Here is a 20,663-nt window from a genome sequence, read left to right as displayed (position 1 = left end):
TCACCATTCTTTTTACAAACCATTTTTGCTTTTTAACCAAAGAGTACCCAACTTCGCAGTCCAAAGTTTACTATGATATCGCATTATAAAAAAATAGCCCAGGAGCTTTCCATTGCCGAAAAGCAGGTAAGTGCCACTGTTGAATTGCTTGATGAGGGCGCTACCGTTCCGTTTATTTCCCGTTACCGTAAAGAGGTTACCGGTACGCTCGATGAAGTACAGGTGACCGAGATCCGCGACCGCGTACAACAACTGCGCGATCTGGATAAACGCCGCGAAGCCATCCTGAAATCGCTTACCGACATGGGTAAACTAACACCCGAACTGGAAAAACAGATCGACGAGGCCGAAACTATGGTGACGCTGGAGGATATTTACCTGCCTTATCGCCCCAAACGCAAAACCCGTGCTACCGCGGCCCGCGAAAAAGGCTTGCAACCATTGGCCGATCTGTTATTGGAGCAAAACAAAGTCGACCTGGAAACCGCTGCAGAGGCTTATATAGATGCCGAAAAAGGGGTGAACAGTATAGAAGAAGCCCTGGCCGGTGCAAGGGATATCATCGCCGAAACCATCAGCGAAAATGCCGAGGTACGTACCCGCATCCGCGAGTTGTTTATTGAAAAGGGAACCTTTCAATCCAAAGTTGCCGAAGGTAAGGAAGAAGAAGGTATCAAGTATAAAGATTATTTCGACTGGACAGAGCCTGTAAAATCGGCACCATCACACCGTATCCTGGCTATGCGCCGGGGCGAAAAAGAGGAGATCCTGTGGCTTGATATTAAACCCGAAGAGCAAGAAGCCATTGCCATACTGGAAGATACTTTTGTAAAAGGTATCAACCCATCGGCCGACCAGATTAAACAGGCCATTGCCGATGGTTACAAACGCTTGCTGAAACCATCTATGGAAACCGAAGTGCGCCTGGTTACCAAAAAGAAAGCCGACGAAGAGGCTATCCGTGTTTTTGCCGAGAATGCGCGCCAGTTGTTATTAAGCGCGCCTCTGGGGCAAAAACGGGTTATGGCTATTGACCCGGGTTTCCGCACGGGCTGTAAACTGGTTTGCCTGGATGAGCAGGGCAAGCTGCTGGAAAATACAGCTATTTACCCACATACCGGTGCTGGACAAGCTCGTGAAGCCGAAAAAACCGTTCAACATTTGTTTGAAAAATATAATATCGAAGCTATTGCTATTGGCAACGGTACCGCTGGTCGCGAAACGGAAGTTTTTGTGCGCAACCTGAATTTACCAGGCGCGGTGATTGTAATGGTGAACGAAAGCGGGGCATCTATCTACTCGGCATCTGATGTGGCTCGGGAAGAGTTCCCGGATAAGGATATCACCGTAAGAGGCGCGGTATCTATAGGCCGTAGACTGATGGACCCACTGGCCGAGCTGGTAAAAATCGATCCCAAATCAATAGGGGTGGGGCAGTACCAGCACGATGTGGATCAAAACAAACTACAAACCTCATTGGATGATACCGTTATGAGCTGCGTAAACGCAGTAGGCGTGGAGCTGAACACGGCATCTAAGCAAATATTAGCCTATGTATCAGGTCTTGGTCCGCAATTGGCGCAAAACATTGTGGAATACCGCGATCAGAACGGTGCCTTTAAACGCCGTGATCAGCTAAAGAAAGTTCCTCGCCTGGGCGATAAAGCTTTTGAGCAGGCGGCCGGGTTTTTACGCATCCACAATGCCGAAAACCCACTGGATTCCAGCGCGGTGCACCCAGAACGTTATAGCTTGTTGGAGCAGATAGCCAAAGATATGAACTGCACGGTGAAAGACCTGATGGGCAGCGCTCCATTGCGCAAAAGCATCCCGCTGCAAAAATATACTTCAGAAACAGTGGGTTTGCCTACACTCAATGATATCATGGCCGAGCTGGCCAAACCCGGCCGAGACCCGCGCGAGCAGTTTGAGGCCTTTAGCTTTACCGATGGCGTAAATGCCATAGGCGATTTGAAAGTGGGTATGAAACTGCCCGGCATCGTCACCAACATCACCAATTTCGGCGCTTTTGTGGATATCGGCGTTCACCAGGATGGCCTGGTTCACCTGAGCCAGATCACCAATAGGTATATCAAAGATCCGAACGAGGTGCTGAAGGTACACCAGAAAGTAGAGGTTACCGTGACCGAGGTTGATGTGAACCGCAAGCGCATAGCCCTATCCATGAAAGAAAATGATAAGAGCGCCCCGCAGGAAAGGCGGAATAACGACAGAAAGCCTGCCGGCGGCAATAACAACAAGCCCGCTTATAACAAAAAACCGGCCCAGGAACCGGAAACAGATATGGCTTTAAAACTGGCAGCGCTGAAGAACAAATTTAAGTAGGGAATAAATTAATGGCTGTCATGCTGAGCTTGTCGAAGCATGTGGGTAGGGCCTCTGCGCCCTATCCTTCGACAAGCTCAGGATGACAGCCTTCGCTTTTTATATCAAGTAAAATTTTATTCCAAAGTGATCTGCCTCCTGATGCTTTCTTCAAGCGAGATGAAGGTTTCAGTGCGTTGAATACCTTTAACACCCTGGATCTGTTCGTTCAAAACCTCGCGCAGGTGGGTGGTATCATGGCATACGATCTTGGCGAAAATACTCCACTCGCCGGTGGTATAGTGCAGCTCAACAATTTCTTTTATAGTTTTCAATTGTTTAACAGCTTCGTTGTATTGCGAGCCCTTTTCGAGGTAGATACCCAGGAACGCTGTAATATCATAACCTAATTTCTGAGGATCTACTTCCAGGCTGGCTCCTTTTATTACACCCATCTCTTCCAACTTTTTCATTCGCACGTGTATGGTTCCGCCAGAAACGATTAACTCTTTTGCTATCTCGGTGTATGGAGTGGTAGCATTCTTCATTAATATTGATAAAATCTGGATATCAAGATTATCAATTTCTAAATTTTGAGCTTTTCTGTGGGACATAAATTTGAATATCTATATTGAAATACAAGTTTAATTAAAATTTGAATAAAAATAAAATATTTTTGTTGAAATATTTGCAAGGAATTGATGGGTCTATTAAATTTGTATCAAGCAAATGACAATTGCTTTCTGTTCTTTAAACAAAAAAACAATGTTGGGTGGTGAAATTTTTGGCAGACACACCTCCTTGTCCCGGTGGCGGAGATCATAGAAAACCCGAAGCGGGCTAACTACTCTGTGGAGGTTCGAATCCTTCCCCAACAGCAAGTTCCTCAGCAAGTCGTGGAACTTTTATCCTGTAGGATGGTGAAATTTTGGCAGACACACCTCCTTGTCGCGGTGGCGGAGAAATTGGGAAACTTTTAGCAATAAAAATAACCACTCCGTGGAGGTTCGACTCCTTCTCCTACAGCTCTTCTCATAATTTAGGTTTATAATTGGTTAGTAAAGGCCCCTGCCCATCAGGGGCTTTGCTGTTTTTATAGGTTTTTCAAGGAAAGGCAGGAAATCAAGAGCCAAGAATCAAGAAAGAAAGCTAATACACAATTCATGGGCATTTATTGAATACATTTTTCCTGATTCCTGGCTCTTAATTTCCTGATTCTTTTCCAATTGTGTCATTTTTACGCATTGATATTATTATCTTAATATTTTTATGATAAATTTGATCGAATACTTATTATTGTAATCGATTGCGAAGCCCCTTGTTCCCGATCAATTAAACCCAAAAAAACCAACTATAATAGCACCATGAAAAAAATCCTACTTCTGTTTCTTACGGCTTGTTGCTGCATCACTTATCTTGCATTCAATATAGCCGGGCGCGGTAAACCCCGTGTGCTCATATTTTCAAAAACAATGGGCTACCACCATGCCTCCATTGATGCGGGTATCGCAGCCGTTCAGAAACTGGGAAGTGAAAACGGATTTGACGTGGATACTACTAAAGATGCCGGTATGTTTACCGATGAGAATCTTAAAAAATATGCCACCGTTATTTTTTTAAGCACCACCGGCGATGTACTCAACTACCGCCAGGAAGCCGCATTTGAACGCTACATACAAGCCGGTGGTGGTTATGTAGGTGTGCACGCTGCTACAGATACCGAGTACGACTGGGGCTGGTATGGCCGTTTGGCAGGCGCCTGGTTTTATGACCACCCGGGTATTCATGATAAAAGCCCTAACGTGCAGCCGGGTGTTTTAAATGTAGTTGATAACAATAATGCGGCCACCAAACACCTGCCCAAAGTATGGAAACATACCGACGAGTTTTACAGCTTTAAAAAAGCGCTGGCCCCCGATGTACACGTATTGGTTACTATTGACGAAAGCAGCTATACCGGAGGCAAAAGAATGGGCTATCACCCAATGGTATGGTACCATGATTTTGATGGCGGGCGTGCCTTTTATACCGAGCTTGGCCATACCGAGGAAACTTATAAAGATGCCGACTATCTTAAAATGCTGCTCGGCGGTATAAAATATGCCATCGGCGACAACAAAGACCTCAATTATTCGAAAGTTAAAACACAATTGCCGCCCGATGAAGACCGGTTTAGAAAAACGCAGTTATCAACAGGTAAGTTTTATGAGCCTACCGAGATGACTATCCTGCCCAATTTTGATATCCTGGTGTTACAGCGCCGCGGCGAAATTATGTTGTATAACCACAGTACTCAAAAGGTAAAACAGGTAGGCGCTTTTGATGTATATTACAAAACCCTGCATACTCCCGGTGTAAATGCCGAAGAAGGGATGCTGGGCCTGGCTAAAGACCCTAACTTTGCCAAAAATCACTGGATCTATATCTATTACAGTCCGGCTGATAGCTCGGTTAATCGCTTGTCGAGATTTACTTTTGAGGGCGATACGATCACCAAAAAAACCGAGAAAGTAATACTGGAAGTAAAAGCTCAGCGCGAGATCTGCTGTCATACCGGCGGTTCTATCGCCTTTGGTCCGGGTCCCGATAAAATATTGTTCTTCTCGGCAGGTGATAACTCGACGCCATTTGACGAGAAAAAGCAGAAATATGTAACCAGTGGTTATGCGCCTTTAGACGACAGGCCAGGCCACTACCAGTTTGATGCCCGCCGCTCGGCCGGTAATACCAATGATCTGCGCGGTAAAATTATGCGTATCAAGATCAATGACGATGGTACTTATGATATTCCCAAAGGCAATCTTTTCCCGAAAGGAACGCCAAAAACCCGTCCTGAAATTTATGTAATGGGCGATAGGAACCCTTATCGTATCTCGGTCGATCAAAAGAACGGTAACCTGTACTGGGGCGAGGTTGGCCCCGACGCGCACAACGATAGTTTGGATACCCGCGGCCCAATGGGTTACGACGAAGTGAACCAGGCCCGTAAAGCCGGTAACTATGGCTGGCCGTATTTTGTGGCTGATAATAAGCCATACCATGTTTATGATTACGCCACTGGTACTTCCGGTGCAGCGTTTGACCCGGAGCATCCGGTTAATGAGTCGCGCAACAATACCGGTTTACGCGATTTGCCACCCGCGCAGCCTGCCTTTATATGGTACCCGTATGGAGCATCGGCAGAGTTTCCGCAGGTAGGTACAGGCGGCCGTAACGCTATGGCCGGTCCGGTTTATTATACCGACATGTATCCCGATTCGACACGCCTGCCCGATTATTATAACGGCAAATTTTTGGCTTATGAGTGGATGCGCGGTTGGATAAAAGCGGTTAGCATGACTCCAGAAGGCGACTTTGATAAAATGGAACCATTTTTCCCGAAACTGAAATCGAACTCTATGATCGATATGGAAGTAGGTCCGGATGGCAGGCTATATGGTTTGGAATATGGCAGCGGCTGGTTCAGTAAGAACCCTGATGCCGGATTGTTCCGCATCGATTATATCAGTGGTAACAGGCCGCCGTCAATAGCTTTGGTGAAGGCAAATAAAACGTCGGGTAATTTACCCTTTGTTGTTAAATTAAGCGCCAAAGCAACTGATCCCGAAGGCGACAACATCACCTATTCATGGAATTTAGGTAATGGGGTTACTAAAGAAACCACAACTCCCGAATTAAACTATACATACACCAAAGCAGGCAGCTATAACATTACAGTTACCGCCAAGGACGTACACGGAGCCAAAACCAAAAGTACACCTATAAATGTATACGCCGGTAACGAAGAACCACAGGTAACGGTAAAGTTTACCGGTGGTAACAAATCTTTTTACCTTCCAGGCGTACCGGTTAAATACGCGGTTAAGGTAACCGATGGTACTAAAACAGCCAGTGTTGACCGTAGTCGCATTTTGGTGGCTGTTGATTATATTGATGATTATAAAAAGCCCGTATCGGCAACGCAATTAGAACAAACCACGCCGGAAAATAGCGGTAAAGCCATTATGCTGAGCATGGATTGCAAAAGCTGCCATAAAGAAGTGGGTAAATCAATAGGTCCATCATTTACCGAAGTATCGGCTAAATATAAAAAAGACCCGAAGGCGATGAACAAATTGATCCAAAAGGTAATCAAAGGCGGCGCCGGTGTTTGGGGTGAGGTGCCGATGTCTGCGCATCCAAGCATCAAGAAAGCCGATGTGGAGCAGATCATTACCTGGGTACTATCGATCAATAACCAGGGCAATAAAAAGAAATCATTACCAGCCGAGGGTAGCATCCTGCCAAAACCGGGCAGCAAGCAGTCAAACGCGACCATGGTATTATCAGCTGCTTATACAGATAATGGCGGTAAAAACATCAAAGCTTTAACTGGTCGTGGTGTGGCAACATTAAAGAGCAGCAACTATCAGTTTGCCGGTAACGAAAAAGTAAGCGGCTTTACCTCGTTTAAATACAACGGCATTAACCTGCTGATCATTCCGCAAAACGGTGGCTGGTTTGAGGTAGATGATATTGATTTAACCGGTGTACGCTCCGTAAACATGACCAACTTCTGGCAGGCACCACCAAGCACAAGTCTTGATTTTGAGGCTCGTTTAGATGCGCCCGATGGTGAGCTGGTAGGTAAAGGGAGCATGCCTGTACCTACAGCCGATCAGAAAGCCGGGCTTACCCATGTAACCATCAACCCGGTAACAGATGGCAAGATGCACAAGCTGTATTTTATTTACAAACCAGTAAAACAAGTGGCTTTAGTAGCTGGCGTAACAGGCTTGCAGTTTAACGCGAAGTAAATTCCCCGTACGTCATTGCGAGGAGGAACGATGTGGCAATACCTAACTGTACAGGGCCGCTCTGCTAATCGGGGGTTGTCACGCTTCGCTCTGAAGTATAAATAAAAACAAAAGCCCCGGCAGGTTACCTGCCGGGGCTTTTGTTTTACAAAGAATGTCATCCTGAACTTGTTTCAGGATCCCACAGGGCCGTTATACATCATGTATGTAACCCTGCTGATGGGGTGCCGAAACAAGTTCGGCATGACTTCGGGTTTAAATTTTCTTTGTCATCCTGAGCGGAGCGAAGGATCTATTAACGGACTATGTATAACGGCTAACAGATGCTTCACTCCGTTCAGCATGACAAATTTATTGTGGATTAATCCTTAAAGTATCTTAAATCCTACACTAAGCGCCCAAAGATTCTGGCGTTTGGCAAAGCTGTCGCTCACCTTGGTTAGGCCGCCTTCGTAGCGCAAATCGGCTGTGATGGAGCCGATATCAACACCGGCGCCCACCTGGTAGCCGAAATTGCTTTTATTAAAATTATCGAAGGCTCCGCTCACGTTATTGCCTAAACTCACCTTGTCATCCAACTGGTAGGTGTAGATAGGACCCGCCATTACCCGAAAGTTCAGATCTTTCTGACCAAATGATCTGCCTATCAGCAAGGGTACGTTCAGGTTAGTGAATCGTACTTTACCATTAAAAGCGGTATTGTTATCGCTCGATTCAAATTTACCGCCTGTACCGCTTAAATAAAGTTCGGGCTGAAAATACCAGGTATTACCTACACGGGCAAATAAACCGGCCTGGTAACCGGTAAGGGTCGACTCTTTTACATTATCGGTGCTGATCTTCGAAAAATTGACACCGCCTTTAATACCTAATGAAACCTGTGCTTTGGCCCCGATGCTTACCGCTATCAGTAGTGCCGTACTCCATAGTAATTTTTTCATAATCTTGATGTTGGTGATGCCGCATGAGTTTTGATTTACACACGCGACTGTTTTAAAATAAATTAGTCTATAAACGGCTTTTGTAACAAAAGCGTATACATAACTTATCAATTGACGTGCTAAAAGGTTAAATGTTGCTTGTGGAATTTGGTTTTACACCCTTCTGTAGAGATGCATATTTGTGTCTCCCGGTTTGTAATAAGGCTCATTTGGTAACCAGACGCAAGTATGCGTCTCTACAGATGAAATTGATTATTGGTTTAAATATCCCGGAGCAATTTGGCCAGAATGTCAACACTTAGCTGCAGATCTTCAACGGTAGATGAGGCAAAGCCAAGCCGGATAGCATTGGAGCCGTTGCTCTCTCCTTCAATAAATAAACCCTTTTTTAAGGCCCTTTGGGATAGTGCTGCCAGGTCAATCCGGGGATCGAATTGTGTCCACACAGCTAATCCACCGTCGGGTACTTTAAATTGTACATAATTGTGCAGTTGGCTGGTCATCAGATCGCAAAAAACATCGTGCCGTTGCCGGTACACTCGTAACGATTTGCGCAAATGGCGCTGAATGATGCCGTTTTGTAACAGCTCGGCTACCGCGCTTTCCAGTAAAGCATCACCCTGACGGTCGATAATACGGCGCAGGCGGGCCAGGTGTGTGATCACATTTTCGGGGCCGACAAGATATCCCACCCGGATAACTGGCGATATGCTTTTTGAAAAAGAACCGCAATACAACACCATACCTGCTTCATCGGCGCTGGCAAGCGGCATCAGCGGCTTGTTTTGATAGTGAAAATCGTAGTCATAATCATCTTCAAAAATAATAAAGCCATGTTTTTGAGCTAGGGCCAGCAATTGTATCCGGCGATCGGCCCGCAGCGCTACGGTGGTAGGGTAGTGGTGATGCGATGTTACATAAACCATGCGCACCGGTTGTTGGCGGCAAAGGCGGTCCAGCTCGTCTATGTCCATACCATAGTCGTCAACCGGTATTTTGACCAGATTGGCTCCTGCCTGTAAAAAATTCATTTGCGCGCCGGCCCAGCCCGGGTCCCCTGCTACTACGGTATCGCCAGGCTGCAGCAAGCCGGTACAGGTTAAATACAAACCCATCACCGTTCCGCGTACAATAAGAATATTGTTGGGCGTAATACGCAAACCCCGTGTTTGATTAAGGTACACAGCCAGTTCTTCGCGCAGCCAGGCCGTACCCCGGGTATCGCCATAACCCAAGCGGATATACGGGTCGCCGGTTAATAGTTGTGTACGGTATGCCCTTGACAGATCAAGTACCGGCGCCAGGCGAGTATCCGGAAAGCCATCGTCAAGGTGAAGAGGGGTATTCAGGTTAGCTATTTTGCGATTCAAATGCGGAGCACCATGAATGGCGAAACCAGCCACTTGATTGGTGTTTGCTGAAACGGAAACTAAAGGCTGTGGCTTAAAGGTGGGCAAGTGCCGGGCTACAAAGGTACCGCTGCCGGTTTGGCTTTCGAGCCAGCCCTGCGCCAGTAATTCGTCGTAAGCGCGTATTACTGTTTTGCGATGGACATTTAACAAAAGCGCCAGCTGCCGGGTTCCGGGTAAACTGTACCCGGCTGGCAAAGTGCCTGCCTTAATCAGCGCCATTAGCTGGTTACCAATTTGTAAATAAACCGATTGGGCAGCGTTTTTATCAATATTTAAAAGCGATGAAAGTATCTGCATAACAAACTGGACTATCCGTTTTATAAAAATTGGATGATTATGGTGATCCAATAAAGGTATAATTTTATAAAAAACAAAATGGAAGACAGATTAAAGAACGGTGGATTAGTGCGAATCCCCTCTTGAGAGGGGCGGAGGGGTGTGTTCATCAAGGCGAAAAAACGGTTAATAACACACCCCTGCCACAACTAAGGCCTACGCGCCCCCTCTCAAGAGGGGAAAAGATGGCGGAAATTTAAACAGATGGGCTATTGCCCGCTCAAGTGGGGATTTAAACAAACAAAAGTATGGTAACTCAGGAATCACATCTGCTTCAATTATACCCTACGGGGCTCCTGAAAGTGATCAGGAGGTGTTTAAATCCGGCAATAACCCTGGGTAAACGTATACTGGGAGAGCCTCCTCGTGGACAAAAGAGCATTAATCATATCCTCGCTTTCTGTAACCGGTAAGCGCGGCTGTTTATAAACAATTGATCATTAAATAGATAAATAAAAACAATGGCAACCCAAAAATCACATCTCATTCCAAGCCGGTCGGCCAAAAGGGCCAATTATGAACCGGAAACCATCCATAGTATATTAGACGAGGCGCTTTATTGCACCATCAGCTATTCGTTTGAAAACAAGCCGTTTTCGATTCCTACGGCTTTTGTGCGGTATGGGGATAAAATTTATATCCACGGCTCGGTAGGCAGCCACTTTATCCGCGAACTGGAAAAAGGTATCCCGGTATGTATCACCGTAACCCTAATGGATGCCCTGGTTGTGGCCAAATCAGCTTTTCACCACTCCGTGAATTACCGCTCGGTAGTGATATTTGCACAAGCCGAAAAGGTAGAAAGGGTGCAGGATAAGATAGAAGCCTTTAAATGGCTCACCGATAAAATTGTACCCGGCAGCTGGGATTACCTGCGGCCGATAAAAGAAAATGAAGTGCGCAAAACCACGGCTTTAGCTTTCAGCATCAATGAAGCATCGGCCAAGCTCCGTACCGGTATGCCGGTTGATGATGAAGAGGACCAGTCGCTGCCCATCTGGTCGGGCTTGATCCCGCTGCAAAACGGCCGTATGGCGCCCATAGCCGATGAGTTAAGCCGGGATATAGCGTTACCAGAGCATTTGGTTGGTGTGGGGATTTAGTTGGGAGACTGAATTTTTAAGTTCAAAGTTTATAGAAAAAAGCAGAAGCACGTGCGATTCCTTCCCTCGGGAAGGAGAGGAAGGGGTTTAGCCGGGTGACTCAAAGCCCGCTGCATACGACTCACCCCGGCCACGCTTTGCTGGGCGACCCTCTCTTCAGCTTCGCTGGAAAGAGGGTTGGAGCTCCCCGCGCGTCATTCCGAGGAGGAACGACGTGGCAATCCCCGATAAGCAGAGCGACTCTGTAAAGTTAGGGATTGCCACTCTGTGCTTCAATGACGCGCAGAAAGTATTCCCCTCTTTCCGCCAAAGGCGAAGAGAGGATGACCAAGCGTAACGATGGTCGGATGAGTAGATGAGGGCATTTCCACTTCCGCCCAAAATTTCGTATATTTATATCCAACCGGCAGCCCGGGTGTCTTTTACCAGGCATCCGGGCTGTTTGGTTTAAAGAAAAATAAGTCCAAAAACCGATCGTTTGGTGTGTAGTTATTTGAAAGTCAATTTTTTAATACTTTTTAAAGTTTTAAAAACATGCCAAAACAGCGCTGAAATTTGTTAAAAAGTGTTAAAATGGATGTTTTGAATAAATTTTGGGCAGTTTTTATGTCATTTTCGCCCCAAAATTTGTTAAAATTCAAGGTTTAAAAAGTTTTTTTGCAGCAACCTGTAGGCGGCTGACATTTTAATTTTGCTGCCGTGTATTTTTTATATTTTTGCTGAAAATAATTAATCATGGCTGAGATCAGTATCACCAACAAAGATTGGGAGCGCATCAAAATAAAGGTACAACGCAAATATAACCACCTTACCGACGAGCAATTGCAATACGCAGAGGGTCAGGAAGAAAGCCTGATAACCAGATTAATGGACCTGGTGAACCGCGACCGTAAGTATGTAGTGTTCACTTTAAAGAAAGCTTTGGTAAATATTGACAATAACCGATTGTAAATAAGGCCCGGTTTGTAAAAAACAATAAGCTTTTTTGTATTTTTATAGGCTTAATGACGAAACAGGGTATGGCGATCAATAAAAGGTACAAAAAGATAGGTTTATTTGCCGGTATAGCATTGCTGGCAGGCGGTGGGCTGGCTTTTAATGACGACCTGTTCCAGATTTCCAAAAACCTGGATGTTTTTGCCTCGGTATATAAAGAGGTGAATATCAATTATGTAGATAATATCAATTCGGCCAAAATGGTAAAAACCGGTGTCGATGCTATGCTCGATGGGCTCGACCCCTACACCGAATTTGTTCCCGAATCGGAAATTGAAGACTATAAGCTACACTATGTAAGCACCCAGTACGGAGGCATCGGTTCCAGCATTTTTGCACGTAATGGGAAGGTGTTTGTATCTGATGTTTTTGCCGGTTTCCCGGCCCAGAAGGCCGATATTCGTCCCGGCGACCAAATATTGAAAATAAATGACATTGATCTTACAGGGAAAAATAACGACCAGGTAAGCCAATTGCTCAAAGGATCTAAAGGGGCTCCTATAAAATTATTAATCAAGCGCGATAATACGCCGCAGCCCTTTGAAAAGAACCTCATCCGGGATGAGATCAAACAGCCCAATGTATCCTACTTCGGTATGGTTGACGGCAACATGGGTTACATTAAGCTGGATAAGTTCCTGGAAAACTCTGCCGCCGAGGTAACCAACGCGCTTGTAACACTAAAAAAGAGTAACCCTAACGGTATCATACTGGATTTGCGCTCAAATGGCGGCGGCATATTGCAGGAAGCGGTAAAGATAGTGAACCTGTTTGTACAGAAAGATGTAGAGGTGGTTTCGCAAAAAGGGAAAATCAAGGATAAGAACTTTACCTATAGCACAGTAAATACGCCATTAGAACCCAATTTGCCTTTGGTGGTATTGGTAAATAGTCATTCGGCATCAGCCTCGGAGATTGTGGCGGGCTCTCTGCAAGATCTTGACAGGGCTATTATTATCGGCCAACGCAGTTATGGCAAAGGCCTGGTGCAGCAAACGTTTAATCTGCCTTATAACAGCCTGGTTAAAATTACCATTGCCAAATATTATGTGCCATCGGGGCGTTGTATACAGGCGCTTGATTATACCCATCGTAAAGATGACGGCAGCGTGGTAAAAGTAGCCGACTCGCTGATACATGAGTTTAAAACAAAAAATGGCCGCTCGGTTTTTGATGGTAGCGGCATTTACCCGGATATTTTTATCAAGCAGGAAAAATTTGCCAATGTAACCCAGGCCCTGGTAGGTAAATTGCTGATATTTGACTATGCTACCGTTTACCGAGACGCACACCCTAAAATAGCCGAACCTAAAGAATTTGCCTTATCGGATGCTGATTACAGCGATTTTGTAAAATACCTGGCCGATAAAAATTACAGCTATACCACCACTGCCGAAAAGGTGCTGGCCAGTTTAAAAACCGAAGCCACCAAGGAAAAGCAGTTTAACGATATCCAGGGGGAGTACGATATTTTAAAATCAAAGCTGTTAACCAGCAAAAAGAACGATCTGCAGCAGCACAAAGTTGAAATAAAACAAGTGCTGGAAAATGAAATAGCATCCCGCTATTATTTTGAGCGCGGCCGTTACGAAACTAATTTTAAATACGATAAAGAGCTGGCCCAGGCGGTAAAAACCATGCAGGACAAGGCTCAGATCGCATCGATACTAAAAGGCGAGGGTAACTACAAAGTGATCGGAAAACCCGTGCTGGCTATGGCCGGGAAAAAGGCCGCCGATAAGGATACTGACGACGATCAGTAAGCTAATTTATTGTTTGTCAATTTGTTGTGTGTTTGTAACTGATTAGTTACTACGTGGTACAGTGTACTGGCTAAACTTTTGTTTAAGCTTGTTGTCATACATACAAACAACACGAAAAACAATGAAAAAGATCATTTTAACAGCGGCTATATTGCTAAGCTGTTTATCAGTAAAAATAGCCAGCGCTCAAATAAGTTTAAATATAAATATTGGCAGCCAGCCCGAATGGGGCCCTACAGGTTATGACCATGCCGATTATTATTACCTGCCCGATGTCGACTCTTATTACGATATCAACGCTCATCAGTACGTTTACCTGAATAATAATGTATGGGTGCATGGTGCCGCTTTGCCAGCACGCTTTGGCAATTATGATGTTTATCATAGCTATAAGGTAGTGGTAAATCAGCCTACTCCATGGGTTCATAATGATGTGATCAGGAAGAAATATATAAGCTACAGAGGCCGTCATGATCAAACCATTATCCGCGACAGTAAAGAGGTTGAATACACTAACCACTGGAGAGGTGAGCGCGGAAATAGCCGTAAGGTGGTGGTGCATAGAACTGTACGCGACAATCGTGATGATGATCATCGCGACCACCGTGGCGACGGGCACAGGAACTAATTTTTATTAAATTTTATATACAAAAACGGGTCTGTTCTTATCAGCAGGCTCGTTTTTTGTGGTGTTACCTCCATAAGGTGTATATACCTGCCGGCAATATAATTTAAACTTTTTGCGATAAATAATGTCATACATTCAAACAACGTTATAAATTAGGTGATCATGGCCTGCTAATTCAGTTAAATGATTTTTACCATGATCCTTATCAACACTTAAAAGATCTATAATGAAAAAGCTCATTTTATCAGCAGTATTACTTGTAAGCTGCTTTGCCGTTAAAACAGCCAGCGCCCAGGTTAGTGTAAGTTTAGGCGTAAACATTGGCAGTCAGCCGGCCTGGGGCCCTGTAGGGTATGATTATGCCAACTATTATTACATGCCCGATATTGATACCTATTACGATGTACCTACACATCAGTATGTATATTTTGATAACAATGTATGGGTACACCGCGCTTATTTGCCGGTACGTTATCGCCACTATAACTTATATAATGGTTATAAAGTAGTGATCAACGACCGTAACCCATGGTTAAGGCATGGCTATTACAGAGATCATTATGCTGGCTATCGTGGCCGTCATGATCAGGTGATCATCCGCAACAGTCGCGACGCACATTATGCCAACTACTGGCGTGGTAATTATGCACGCAGAACGGCCTATGTTCGCCCGCACTATAATAACGGTAACCATTGGGGTAACCGGGGTGGTAATTGGGGCGGAGGTCGTGGTCACGGAAATGGTAACTGGGGTGGCGGCCATGGAAATCACGGAGGCGATCACGGAAACCACGGCGGCGATCATGGCAACCATGGTGGCGGTCACGGTCATCACTAATCCATCATATTCAATATATAATAGAAACGGACTTCCTTTTAAGGGAAGTCCGTTTCTATTATAGCCTACTCCCATGATACTAAAAATGCAGGATAACCTTAAAGCTCAAGTTTCGCCCCATATTGTAAATACCCATATGCCCGTTGGGCGATGCCTGGTAATATTCAAAATACTTTAGCCGGTTCAAATTGGCCTGGTAAGCGGTGTCAAATAAATTATCGCCCTGTATAAAAAATTCGTAAAAGGACGATTTTGCCTTTTCGGCTTTAATGGTGAAGCCCAGCCCTGCGTTAAACAGAGTGTATCCTTTGGTAAAAGTTTCGGTATTATCCAGCGCATAAAAATGGTTCTGATCAGCATAGGCATCGGCCTCAATACGGGCATTTAGTTTGGTTAATACACCGTATGTTCCGGGTAAGGTAGCCCGCAACGCCGACCGTATATGCAGCGGCGGTATAAAAGGAAGATACTTTGCGGCTTCGCCATATTTATCTATCAATGGCTGGTTTTTGTTGATGCCGTTTACGTAGGACAGGCTATTGTCCAGCGCCAGCCATTTGATGCTTCGCGGGTGCAAGTTCAGTGTCAGTTCGGCTCCATATAAGCGGGCTTTTGATTGCTGGTATTGATAGGTGCTGTTGCCGGGCACAATAATAACCGGGTTACCATTGGCATCGTTCAATTTGGCTTGGTAAATATAATTGTTGATGTTATTGTTGAATACTTCTGCAATGATATCCATATCGGGCAGGTAAGCAATAAAGCCAAGATCCTGCTGCAGGCTAAATTCGGGGTTAAAGCCGCGGTTGCCCAGGTAAACAATGTGCGCACCCGGATCAAGCCCGTTTGAGCCAATTTCGGTGATGTTTGGCGCACGGTAGCCCCGAGCAATATTGGCTTTGAGCAACAGACGGTCGCTGATATTATAGGTAAGACCTAAACTGCCTGAAAAACCCCGGTAATTATGTTTAAAAGCCGGGAATTGCAGACTAGCGCCTGCGGTATCGGGTAAATGTGCCTGCTTACCAAAGCCAGTTTGCGCATCTGTGCCCACATAAAAATTATTCCAGGTAACGTGCCGGGTATCGTACCGTAGGCCACCGGAGATATCAACACGACCAAAACTTTTCTTGGCGAACAGGAAGCCACCGGCATCAAATAAGTTATAATCGGGTATCGGGAAATCCGTAGCGGCTTTACTGCGGTTGCTTTGATACATGCCATTGATGCCCGTGGTGGTTTCCACACCCCCAAAAGATGGAAGGTTGTACCGTACATCATAATTAATGGTATTCAGTACCACATATAGCCCCGCCTGCTCGGGAACGGTAGGGTGATTATATTCCCGGCGAATGCTTTGCTGAAAGCCCAGCGAGGTATTGATGCTGCCCTCGCCGGTTTTAAAAGAGTTGGTGTTGTATACCCGGTAATGCTGTATACGCTGGTGTAAAGGGGTAATGGAATAAGACCGCAATTCATCATTGGAGACTATAGGGCGGTTTTTGATATCGTCGTTCCCGGCTTCATAAATTTGTTTGGTAAAACGCCGGCTGAGCGAATCGCGGCTGCCATCGGGGATCTCCTGGCGGTTATCATAAAGTATAGCACCAATTTGGGAGTAGCCCCATGATTTATCAACCCGGGCGATGCCCGACAGGTTAAATTCACGGAAACCGGTGTTATACACAAAGCCGTCGATCTTGTTCTGATAATCATGGGCTGTTTTGGCCGTAGCACGGAAGGCGTATTTCCAGTTATTCTTTTTATAAGATAATCCTAACGACGTACCGATCATGCCGTTGTTGGTATGGTAATCGGTTATGAAATCGCCATTGAGCTTGCCATCGTCGCCGTTGGGGATGTATGGGATCAGGTTGATCACGCCTGCCAGGGCATCTGAGCCATAGGTTAAACTGGCAGGGCCTTTTACCACCTCGGCACGACCAATACCATATTGATCTATCTCGATGCCGTGTTCGTCGCCCCATTGCTGCCCTTCCTGGCGTATACCATCGTACAAGGTTAAAACCCGGTTATAGCCCAGTCCGCGTATAAAAGGTTTGGAGATATTGGGGCCGGTGGTAACCGCGCTTACTCCGGGTACGCCCTTGATAATGGCATCGATGATATTGTTGTTTACATGTTGTTCGATCTCTTTTTTGCTCATTACGGCAATAGGTACCGGGTTGCTGCGCAGCTGTGTTGCCCGTGATACCCCGGTTACCACCACTTCATTGAGTTTGGATGGCTTTTCTTTCAGGCTTACATTTCTTACCGCAGGTTCATTATTGCTAATGGTGATGCTGAGCGTTTCGGCCTCATAACCTATGCTGGTAATGGTGATGCCATAAGTACCCGGTGGGATGTTTTTAATCTCGAAATAGCCCTTGGTGTTGGTACTTACGCCTTTACCAAGCCCTTGAATATTTACCGAAGCGTAGGATAGGGGCTCATTATTGGCGGTAACATGACCCTTTAGCACACCGTTTTGCGCAAAAAGTTGATTAGTTGTGAATAATATAAAAAGTAAAAATAGTGTTCGCATATAATTTAAATTTATGCAAACATATTTAAATTATTTGATTGATAAAATACATAAAATTAGTTAAGACTAATTTTATGTATTAACGTTATGTTTTTTTATGTTTGTGTGTAATCATAAAGGTGGATGTACACATTATCAGAAGAGAATTACCTAAAATCAATTTACCGGCTTAGTCAGCAACCTAATTTTAAGATAACACCTACGGCCATTGCCGAGTCGTTGAAGAACAACCCTGCATCGGTAGTGGATATGATCCGCAAGCTTACCGAGAAGCAATTGATAGAGTACGATAAGAAAAAAGGCGTAAAACTAACTCCGGTTGGTTTAAAAGACGCTGTATTGATCGTTCGCCGTCACCGGCTTTGGGAAGTGTTTTTGCTGGAAAAATTAGGGTATCATTGGGACGAGATCCATGATATTGCCGAAGAGCTGGAACACATCAGTGATGCTACGCTGGCCGACAGGCTGGATAAATTTTTGGGTTTCCCTGAGTACGATCCACATGGCGACCCTATCCCCAAAGCAAACGGTAAAATCCCCAAACCCTATTCGGTAACCTTAGCCGACTTGAAAACGGGAGATACCTGCCGGGTGGCCGCCGTAAAAGATACCAGCAGCTCGTTTTTGCAGTACCTGCAAAAGTTGGATATTGGGATAGGTACCAGCATCAAACTGTTGGAAAAAATTTCGTATGATAATTCGCTGGTGATCACTATCAACGGTAAAGAAAATACCACTGTGTCACAAAAGTTTGGCGAAAATATTCTGGTGGACTGAGGCACTGAAAGCCCAAGGCGCAAAGCTTAAAGCAATATAACAAATAATAGAAAGGCCCAAAACAGAGCTTTGGGCCTTTTGCTTTCTGCTTTAAGCTAGCTATTGTGTCTTTCCGTTTATCTTGGCCGATTCTTCCAGTTCATTATCAACCTGGTCGTCAAAATACAGGCGGTATATTACCCAGTCGTTTTTTGGTTTGTAAAACATAAAAGTAAAACGTACCGGCTGATTCTGGTGTTTTACCAGGTAGCTGTACAAAACCAGGCTGTTTGATGCCTTCCGCTGAACAATAAGTTCTTTACCAATATACAGGCCGATCAAAGCGCGGGTGGTATCAATTTTAGCGATCAAACCCCTCAGGCTGGTCGAATCAACCAAAGGATTGGTTTTAAAAATGTTGATGATGGCTCGTGAAGTGCCATCTTTTTCATAAGTTTTAAAGAATTTGTCGATGTAAGCAGTCGCGCCGGTAACAGTGGCGGCAGGCGTTTTGGGGGCGCTGGTTGCAGTCGCTGGCGTTTGCGCGTAGGCGCTATTACAAATAATAAAAGCTATGGCTATTAGAAATATTGACTTTAATGTTTTAGGATTTAAGTATTGCATACCGATGATTTATTAGCTAAAATAAGTAATTAAATAATATCAGTCCTGCCTGATGGTAAAATGATGGTAAATTTATTGTTAGGAGACATGACAGACCCAGTGGTTTTGTTCCCGCGAGATTAGCGTAGCGTATCGCGTGGGTGATATGCGCTAAGTTTTCAGCTTACGTCATCAGCTGAAAGCTGAGCCATGAGAACTACGGGCTGGAAGTCAGCGGTAGCGTTAGCTGGCTTAAATTTAACCAAAAAGTGGGTTTACATGTAAACCCACTTTTTTATAGTAAAATAAAATTAATTTACTGGTAATCAATTAGATAAATTAATGTAAACCGTAAAAAGTGTAAACCATGTAAACCCACTTTTTTAATAAAATGACCTGTTTTTTTTTAAGATTACGCTTACTTGTCTTTTAAATTATGGGCCAATAAAAAAGCCTGCTACTTGTAGCAGGCTTTTTACAATATGGTATACTGTTACTATTTAGCAACATACATTACTTCTTTAACCGCTTTAATAACACGCTCCGGATTTGGCAGGTATTCCTGGATCAGGGTTGGTGCATAAGGCAGGGGAACGTCGCCGCCCATGATGCGTAATATAGGAGCATCAAGGTAATCAAACGCGTCTTTTTGTACTTTGAAGGCAACCTCAGTAGCGATTGAACCTAAAGGCCAGCTTTCTTCGATGATAACTAAACGGTTTGTTTTTTTAACCGATTCAATCACAGTAGCATAATCGATAGGGCGTACAGTACGCAGATCGATTACTTCTGCATGGATACCTTCTTTTTCCAGTTCGGCAGCAGCTGCAATAACCACTTTCATGATCTTGCCAAAGCCTACTAAGGTAACGTCAGAACCTTCTTTAACTACTTTTGCTTTACCCAGAGGTATATAATAAGTTTCTTCAGGAACCTCGCCCTTATCGCCATACATTAATTCAGATTCCATGAAAATAACAGGATCCGGATCAAGGATAGCTGATTTTAATAAACCTTTAGCATCGTAAGGGTTTGATGGCACTACCACTTTTAAACCAGGACAGTTGGCATACCAGTTTTCAAAACACTGACTGTGTTGTGAGCTTAGCATACCCGCGTTACCGGTTGGGCCGCGGAAAACGATAGGAACCGAGAACTGGCCACCGCTCATTGACATGATCTTAGCTGCACCATTGATGATCTGATCGATAGCCACTAACGAAAAGTTAAAGGTCATGAACTCGATAACAGGGCGCAATCCATTCATGGCAGAGCCAATGCCGATACCGGCAAAGCCTAATTCAGAGATGGGCGTATCAATAACGCGTTTGGCACCAAATTCATCCAGCATACCTTGGCTTACTTTGTAGGCACCATTATATTCGGCAACCTCTTCACCCATCAGGTATATTTTATCGTCGTTGCGCATTTCTTCGACCATGGCCTCTCTTAGCGCTTCTCTGAACTGTATTTCTCTCATTATATTTATATAAAATGATGTTTTTTGCGACCGCAAATATAAACACTAATGTGTAAAATGCAATCCCTAAGGGGGTACAGATAAGGTTTTACCGCATATATTTTACAAAAATCAGTACATTGGATAAATAAACCTTGTACC

At 44.7% G+C, this 20,663-nt stretch carries 14 protein-coding genes and 1 tRNA gene; 9 read left to right on the top strand and 6 right to left on the bottom strand.

Features of this window, described 5'->3' with window-relative positions; genetic code table 11:
- Nucleotides 1-72: 72 nt before the first annotated feature.
- Nucleotides 73-2,346, top strand: coding sequence for a Tex family protein (locus FHW89_RS05070; RefSeq protein WP_172333945.1), 2,274 nt, complete (start codon nt 73-75; stop codon nt 2,344-2,346).
- A gap of 116 nt (nt 2,347-2,462) precedes the next feature.
- On the opposite strand, the gene FHW89_RS05065 is transcribed toward FHW89_RS05070, so the two are convergent.
- Nucleotides 2,463-2,939 (bottom strand): Lrp/AsnC ligand binding domain-containing protein, encoded by a 477-nt coding sequence (locus FHW89_RS05065; protein WP_076373882.1) that lies wholly within the window; start codon nt 2,937-2,939, stop codon nt 2,463-2,465.
- Nucleotides 2,940-3,091: 152 nt separating this feature from the next.
- Between FHW89_RS05065 and FHW89_RS05060 the strand changes: the two genes are divergently transcribed.
- Nucleotides 3,092-3,203, top strand: a tRNA-Asp gene (locus FHW89_RS05060).
- Nucleotides 3,204-3,689: 486 nt separating this feature from the next.
- The gene (locus FHW89_RS05055) at nt 3,690-7,121 is read left to right on the top strand and encodes a ThuA domain-containing protein (RefSeq protein ID WP_172333944.1); all 3,432 of its coding nucleotides are present in this window, start codon (nt 3,690-3,692) and stop codon (nt 7,119-7,121) included.
- Nucleotides 7,122-7,489: 368 nt separating this feature from the next.
- On the opposite strand, the gene FHW89_RS05050 is transcribed toward FHW89_RS05055, so the two are convergent.
- Nucleotides 7,490-8,062, bottom strand: a complete 573-nt coding sequence (locus tag FHW89_RS05050) for a porin family protein (RefSeq protein ID WP_172333943.1) — start codon at nt 8,060-8,062, stop codon at nt 7,490-7,492.
- 260 nt (nt 8,063-8,322) lie between these two features.
- On the bottom strand, nt 8,323-9,771 hold the full coding sequence (locus FHW89_RS05045; protein WP_172333942.1) for a PLP-dependent aminotransferase family protein: 1,449 nt from the start codon (nt 9,769-9,771) through the stop codon (nt 8,323-8,325).
- A gap of 500 nt (nt 9,772-10,271) precedes the next feature.
- Between FHW89_RS05045 and FHW89_RS05040 the strand changes: the two genes are divergently transcribed.
- The 5 genes from FHW89_RS05040 (at nt 10,272) to FHW89_RS05020 (ending at nt 15,138) form a co-directional block, all read left to right on the top strand.
- Nucleotides 10,272-10,913, top strand: coding sequence for a pyridoxamine 5'-phosphate oxidase family protein (locus FHW89_RS05040; RefSeq protein ID WP_172333941.1), 642 nt, complete (start codon nt 10,272-10,274; stop codon nt 10,911-10,913).
- 735 nt (nt 10,914-11,648) lie between these two features.
- A complete protein-coding gene (locus FHW89_RS05035; protein ID WP_172333940.1) occupies nt 11,649-11,864 on the top strand; it encodes a hypothetical protein in 216 nt (71 codons plus the stop codon).
- Nucleotides 11,865-11,917: 53 nt separating this feature from the next.
- Nucleotides 11,918-13,672 (top strand): S41 family peptidase, encoded by a 1,755-nt coding sequence (locus tag FHW89_RS05030; RefSeq protein WP_172333939.1) that lies wholly within the window; start codon nt 11,918-11,920, stop codon nt 13,670-13,672.
- 121 nt (nt 13,673-13,793) lie between these two features.
- The gene (locus FHW89_RS05025; protein WP_172333938.1) at nt 13,794-14,300 is read left to right on the top strand and encodes a hypothetical protein; all 507 of its coding nucleotides are present in this window, start codon (nt 13,794-13,796) and stop codon (nt 14,298-14,300) included.
- A 226-nt stretch (nt 14,301-14,526) separates the two neighbouring features.
- Entirely contained in the window at nt 14,527-15,138 is a 612-nt protein-coding gene (locus tag FHW89_RS05020; protein ID WP_172333837.1) for a hypothetical protein, read from the top strand.
- A gap of 79 nt (nt 15,139-15,217) precedes the next feature.
- On the opposite strand, the gene FHW89_RS05015 is transcribed toward FHW89_RS05020, so the two are convergent.
- Nucleotides 15,218-17,683, bottom strand: coding sequence for a TonB-dependent receptor (locus FHW89_RS05015; RefSeq protein WP_172333937.1), 2,466 nt, complete (start codon nt 17,681-17,683; stop codon nt 15,218-15,220).
- Between the two features lie 123 nt (nt 17,684-17,806).
- Here FHW89_RS05015 and FHW89_RS05010 point away from each other — a divergent pair, with 123 nt between their 5' ends.
- Nucleotides 17,807-18,460 (top strand): metal-dependent transcriptional regulator, encoded by a 654-nt coding sequence (locus FHW89_RS05010; RefSeq protein ID WP_172333936.1) that lies wholly within the window; start codon nt 17,807-17,809, stop codon nt 18,458-18,460.
- A 99-nt stretch (nt 18,461-18,559) separates the two neighbouring features.
- Here the strand turns inward: FHW89_RS05010 and FHW89_RS05005 are convergent, their stop codons facing one another.
- Together FHW89_RS05005 and FHW89_RS05000 are read right to left on the bottom strand one after the other, a co-directional pair.
- Entirely contained in the window at nt 18,560-19,063 is a 504-nt protein-coding gene (locus FHW89_RS05005) for a hypothetical protein (RefSeq protein WP_172333935.1), read from the bottom strand.
- A gap of 475 nt (nt 19,064-19,538) precedes the next feature.
- Nucleotides 19,539-20,522: a pyruvate dehydrogenase complex E1 component subunit beta gene (locus tag FHW89_RS05000; protein WP_172333934.1), complete on the bottom strand. Its 984-nt coding sequence runs from the start codon at nt 20,520-20,522 to the stop codon at nt 19,539-19,541.
- Nucleotides 20,523-20,663 lie beyond the last annotated feature (141 nt).

It is taken from the genome of Mucilaginibacter sp. SG564 (genome assembly GCF_013149275.1).
Lineage (GTDB): Bacteria > Bacteroidota > Bacteroidia > Sphingobacteriales > Sphingobacteriaceae > Mucilaginibacter.
This window is presented reverse-complemented; position numbering and strand designations above follow the sequence as displayed.

What these genes read in the sequence shown, in the direction of transcription:
- FHW89_RS05070 (WP_172333945.1), top strand. Translation starts at nt 73, where the DNA reads ATGATATCGCATTATAAAAAAATAGCCCAGGAGCTTTCCATTGCCGAA.
- FHW89_RS05065 (WP_076373882.1), bottom strand. Translation starts at nt 2,939, where the DNA reads ATGTCCCACAGAAAAGCTCAAAATTTAGAAATTGATAATCTTGATATC.
- FHW89_RS05055 (WP_172333944.1), top strand. Translation starts at nt 3,690, where the DNA reads ATGAAAAAAATCCTACTTCTGTTTCTTACGGCTTGTTGCTGCATCACT.
- FHW89_RS05050 (WP_172333943.1), bottom strand. Translation starts at nt 8,062, where the DNA reads ATGAAAAAATTACTATGGAGTACGGCACTACTGATAGCGGTAAGCATC.
- FHW89_RS05045 (WP_172333942.1), bottom strand. Translation starts at nt 9,771, where the DNA reads ATGCAGATACTTTCATCGCTTTTAAATATTGATAAAAACGCTGCCCAA.
- FHW89_RS05040 (WP_172333941.1), top strand. Translation starts at nt 10,272, where the DNA reads ATGGCAACCCAAAAATCACATCTCATTCCAAGCCGGTCGGCCAAAAGG.
- FHW89_RS05035 (WP_172333940.1), top strand. Translation starts at nt 11,649, where the DNA reads ATGGCTGAGATCAGTATCACCAACAAAGATTGGGAGCGCATCAAAATA.
- FHW89_RS05030 (WP_172333939.1), top strand. Translation starts at nt 11,918, where the DNA reads ATGACGAAACAGGGTATGGCGATCAATAAAAGGTACAAAAAGATAGGT.
- FHW89_RS05025 (WP_172333938.1), top strand. Translation starts at nt 13,794, where the DNA reads ATGAAAAAGATCATTTTAACAGCGGCTATATTGCTAAGCTGTTTATCA.
- FHW89_RS05020 (WP_172333837.1), top strand. Translation starts at nt 14,527, where the DNA reads ATGAAAAAGCTCATTTTATCAGCAGTATTACTTGTAAGCTGCTTTGCC.
- FHW89_RS05015 (WP_172333937.1), bottom strand. Translation starts at nt 17,683, where the DNA reads ATGCGAACACTATTTTTACTTTTTATATTATTCACAACTAATCAACTT.
- FHW89_RS05010 (WP_172333936.1), top strand. Translation starts at nt 17,807, where the DNA reads ATGTACACATTATCAGAAGAGAATTACCTAAAATCAATTTACCGGCTT.
- FHW89_RS05005 (WP_172333935.1), bottom strand. Translation starts at nt 19,063, where the DNA reads ATGCAATACTTAAATCCTAAAACATTAAAGTCAATATTTCTAATAGCC.
- FHW89_RS05000 (WP_172333934.1), bottom strand. Translation starts at nt 20,522, where the DNA reads ATGAGAGAAATACAGTTCAGAGAAGCGCTAAGAGAGGCCATGGTCGAA.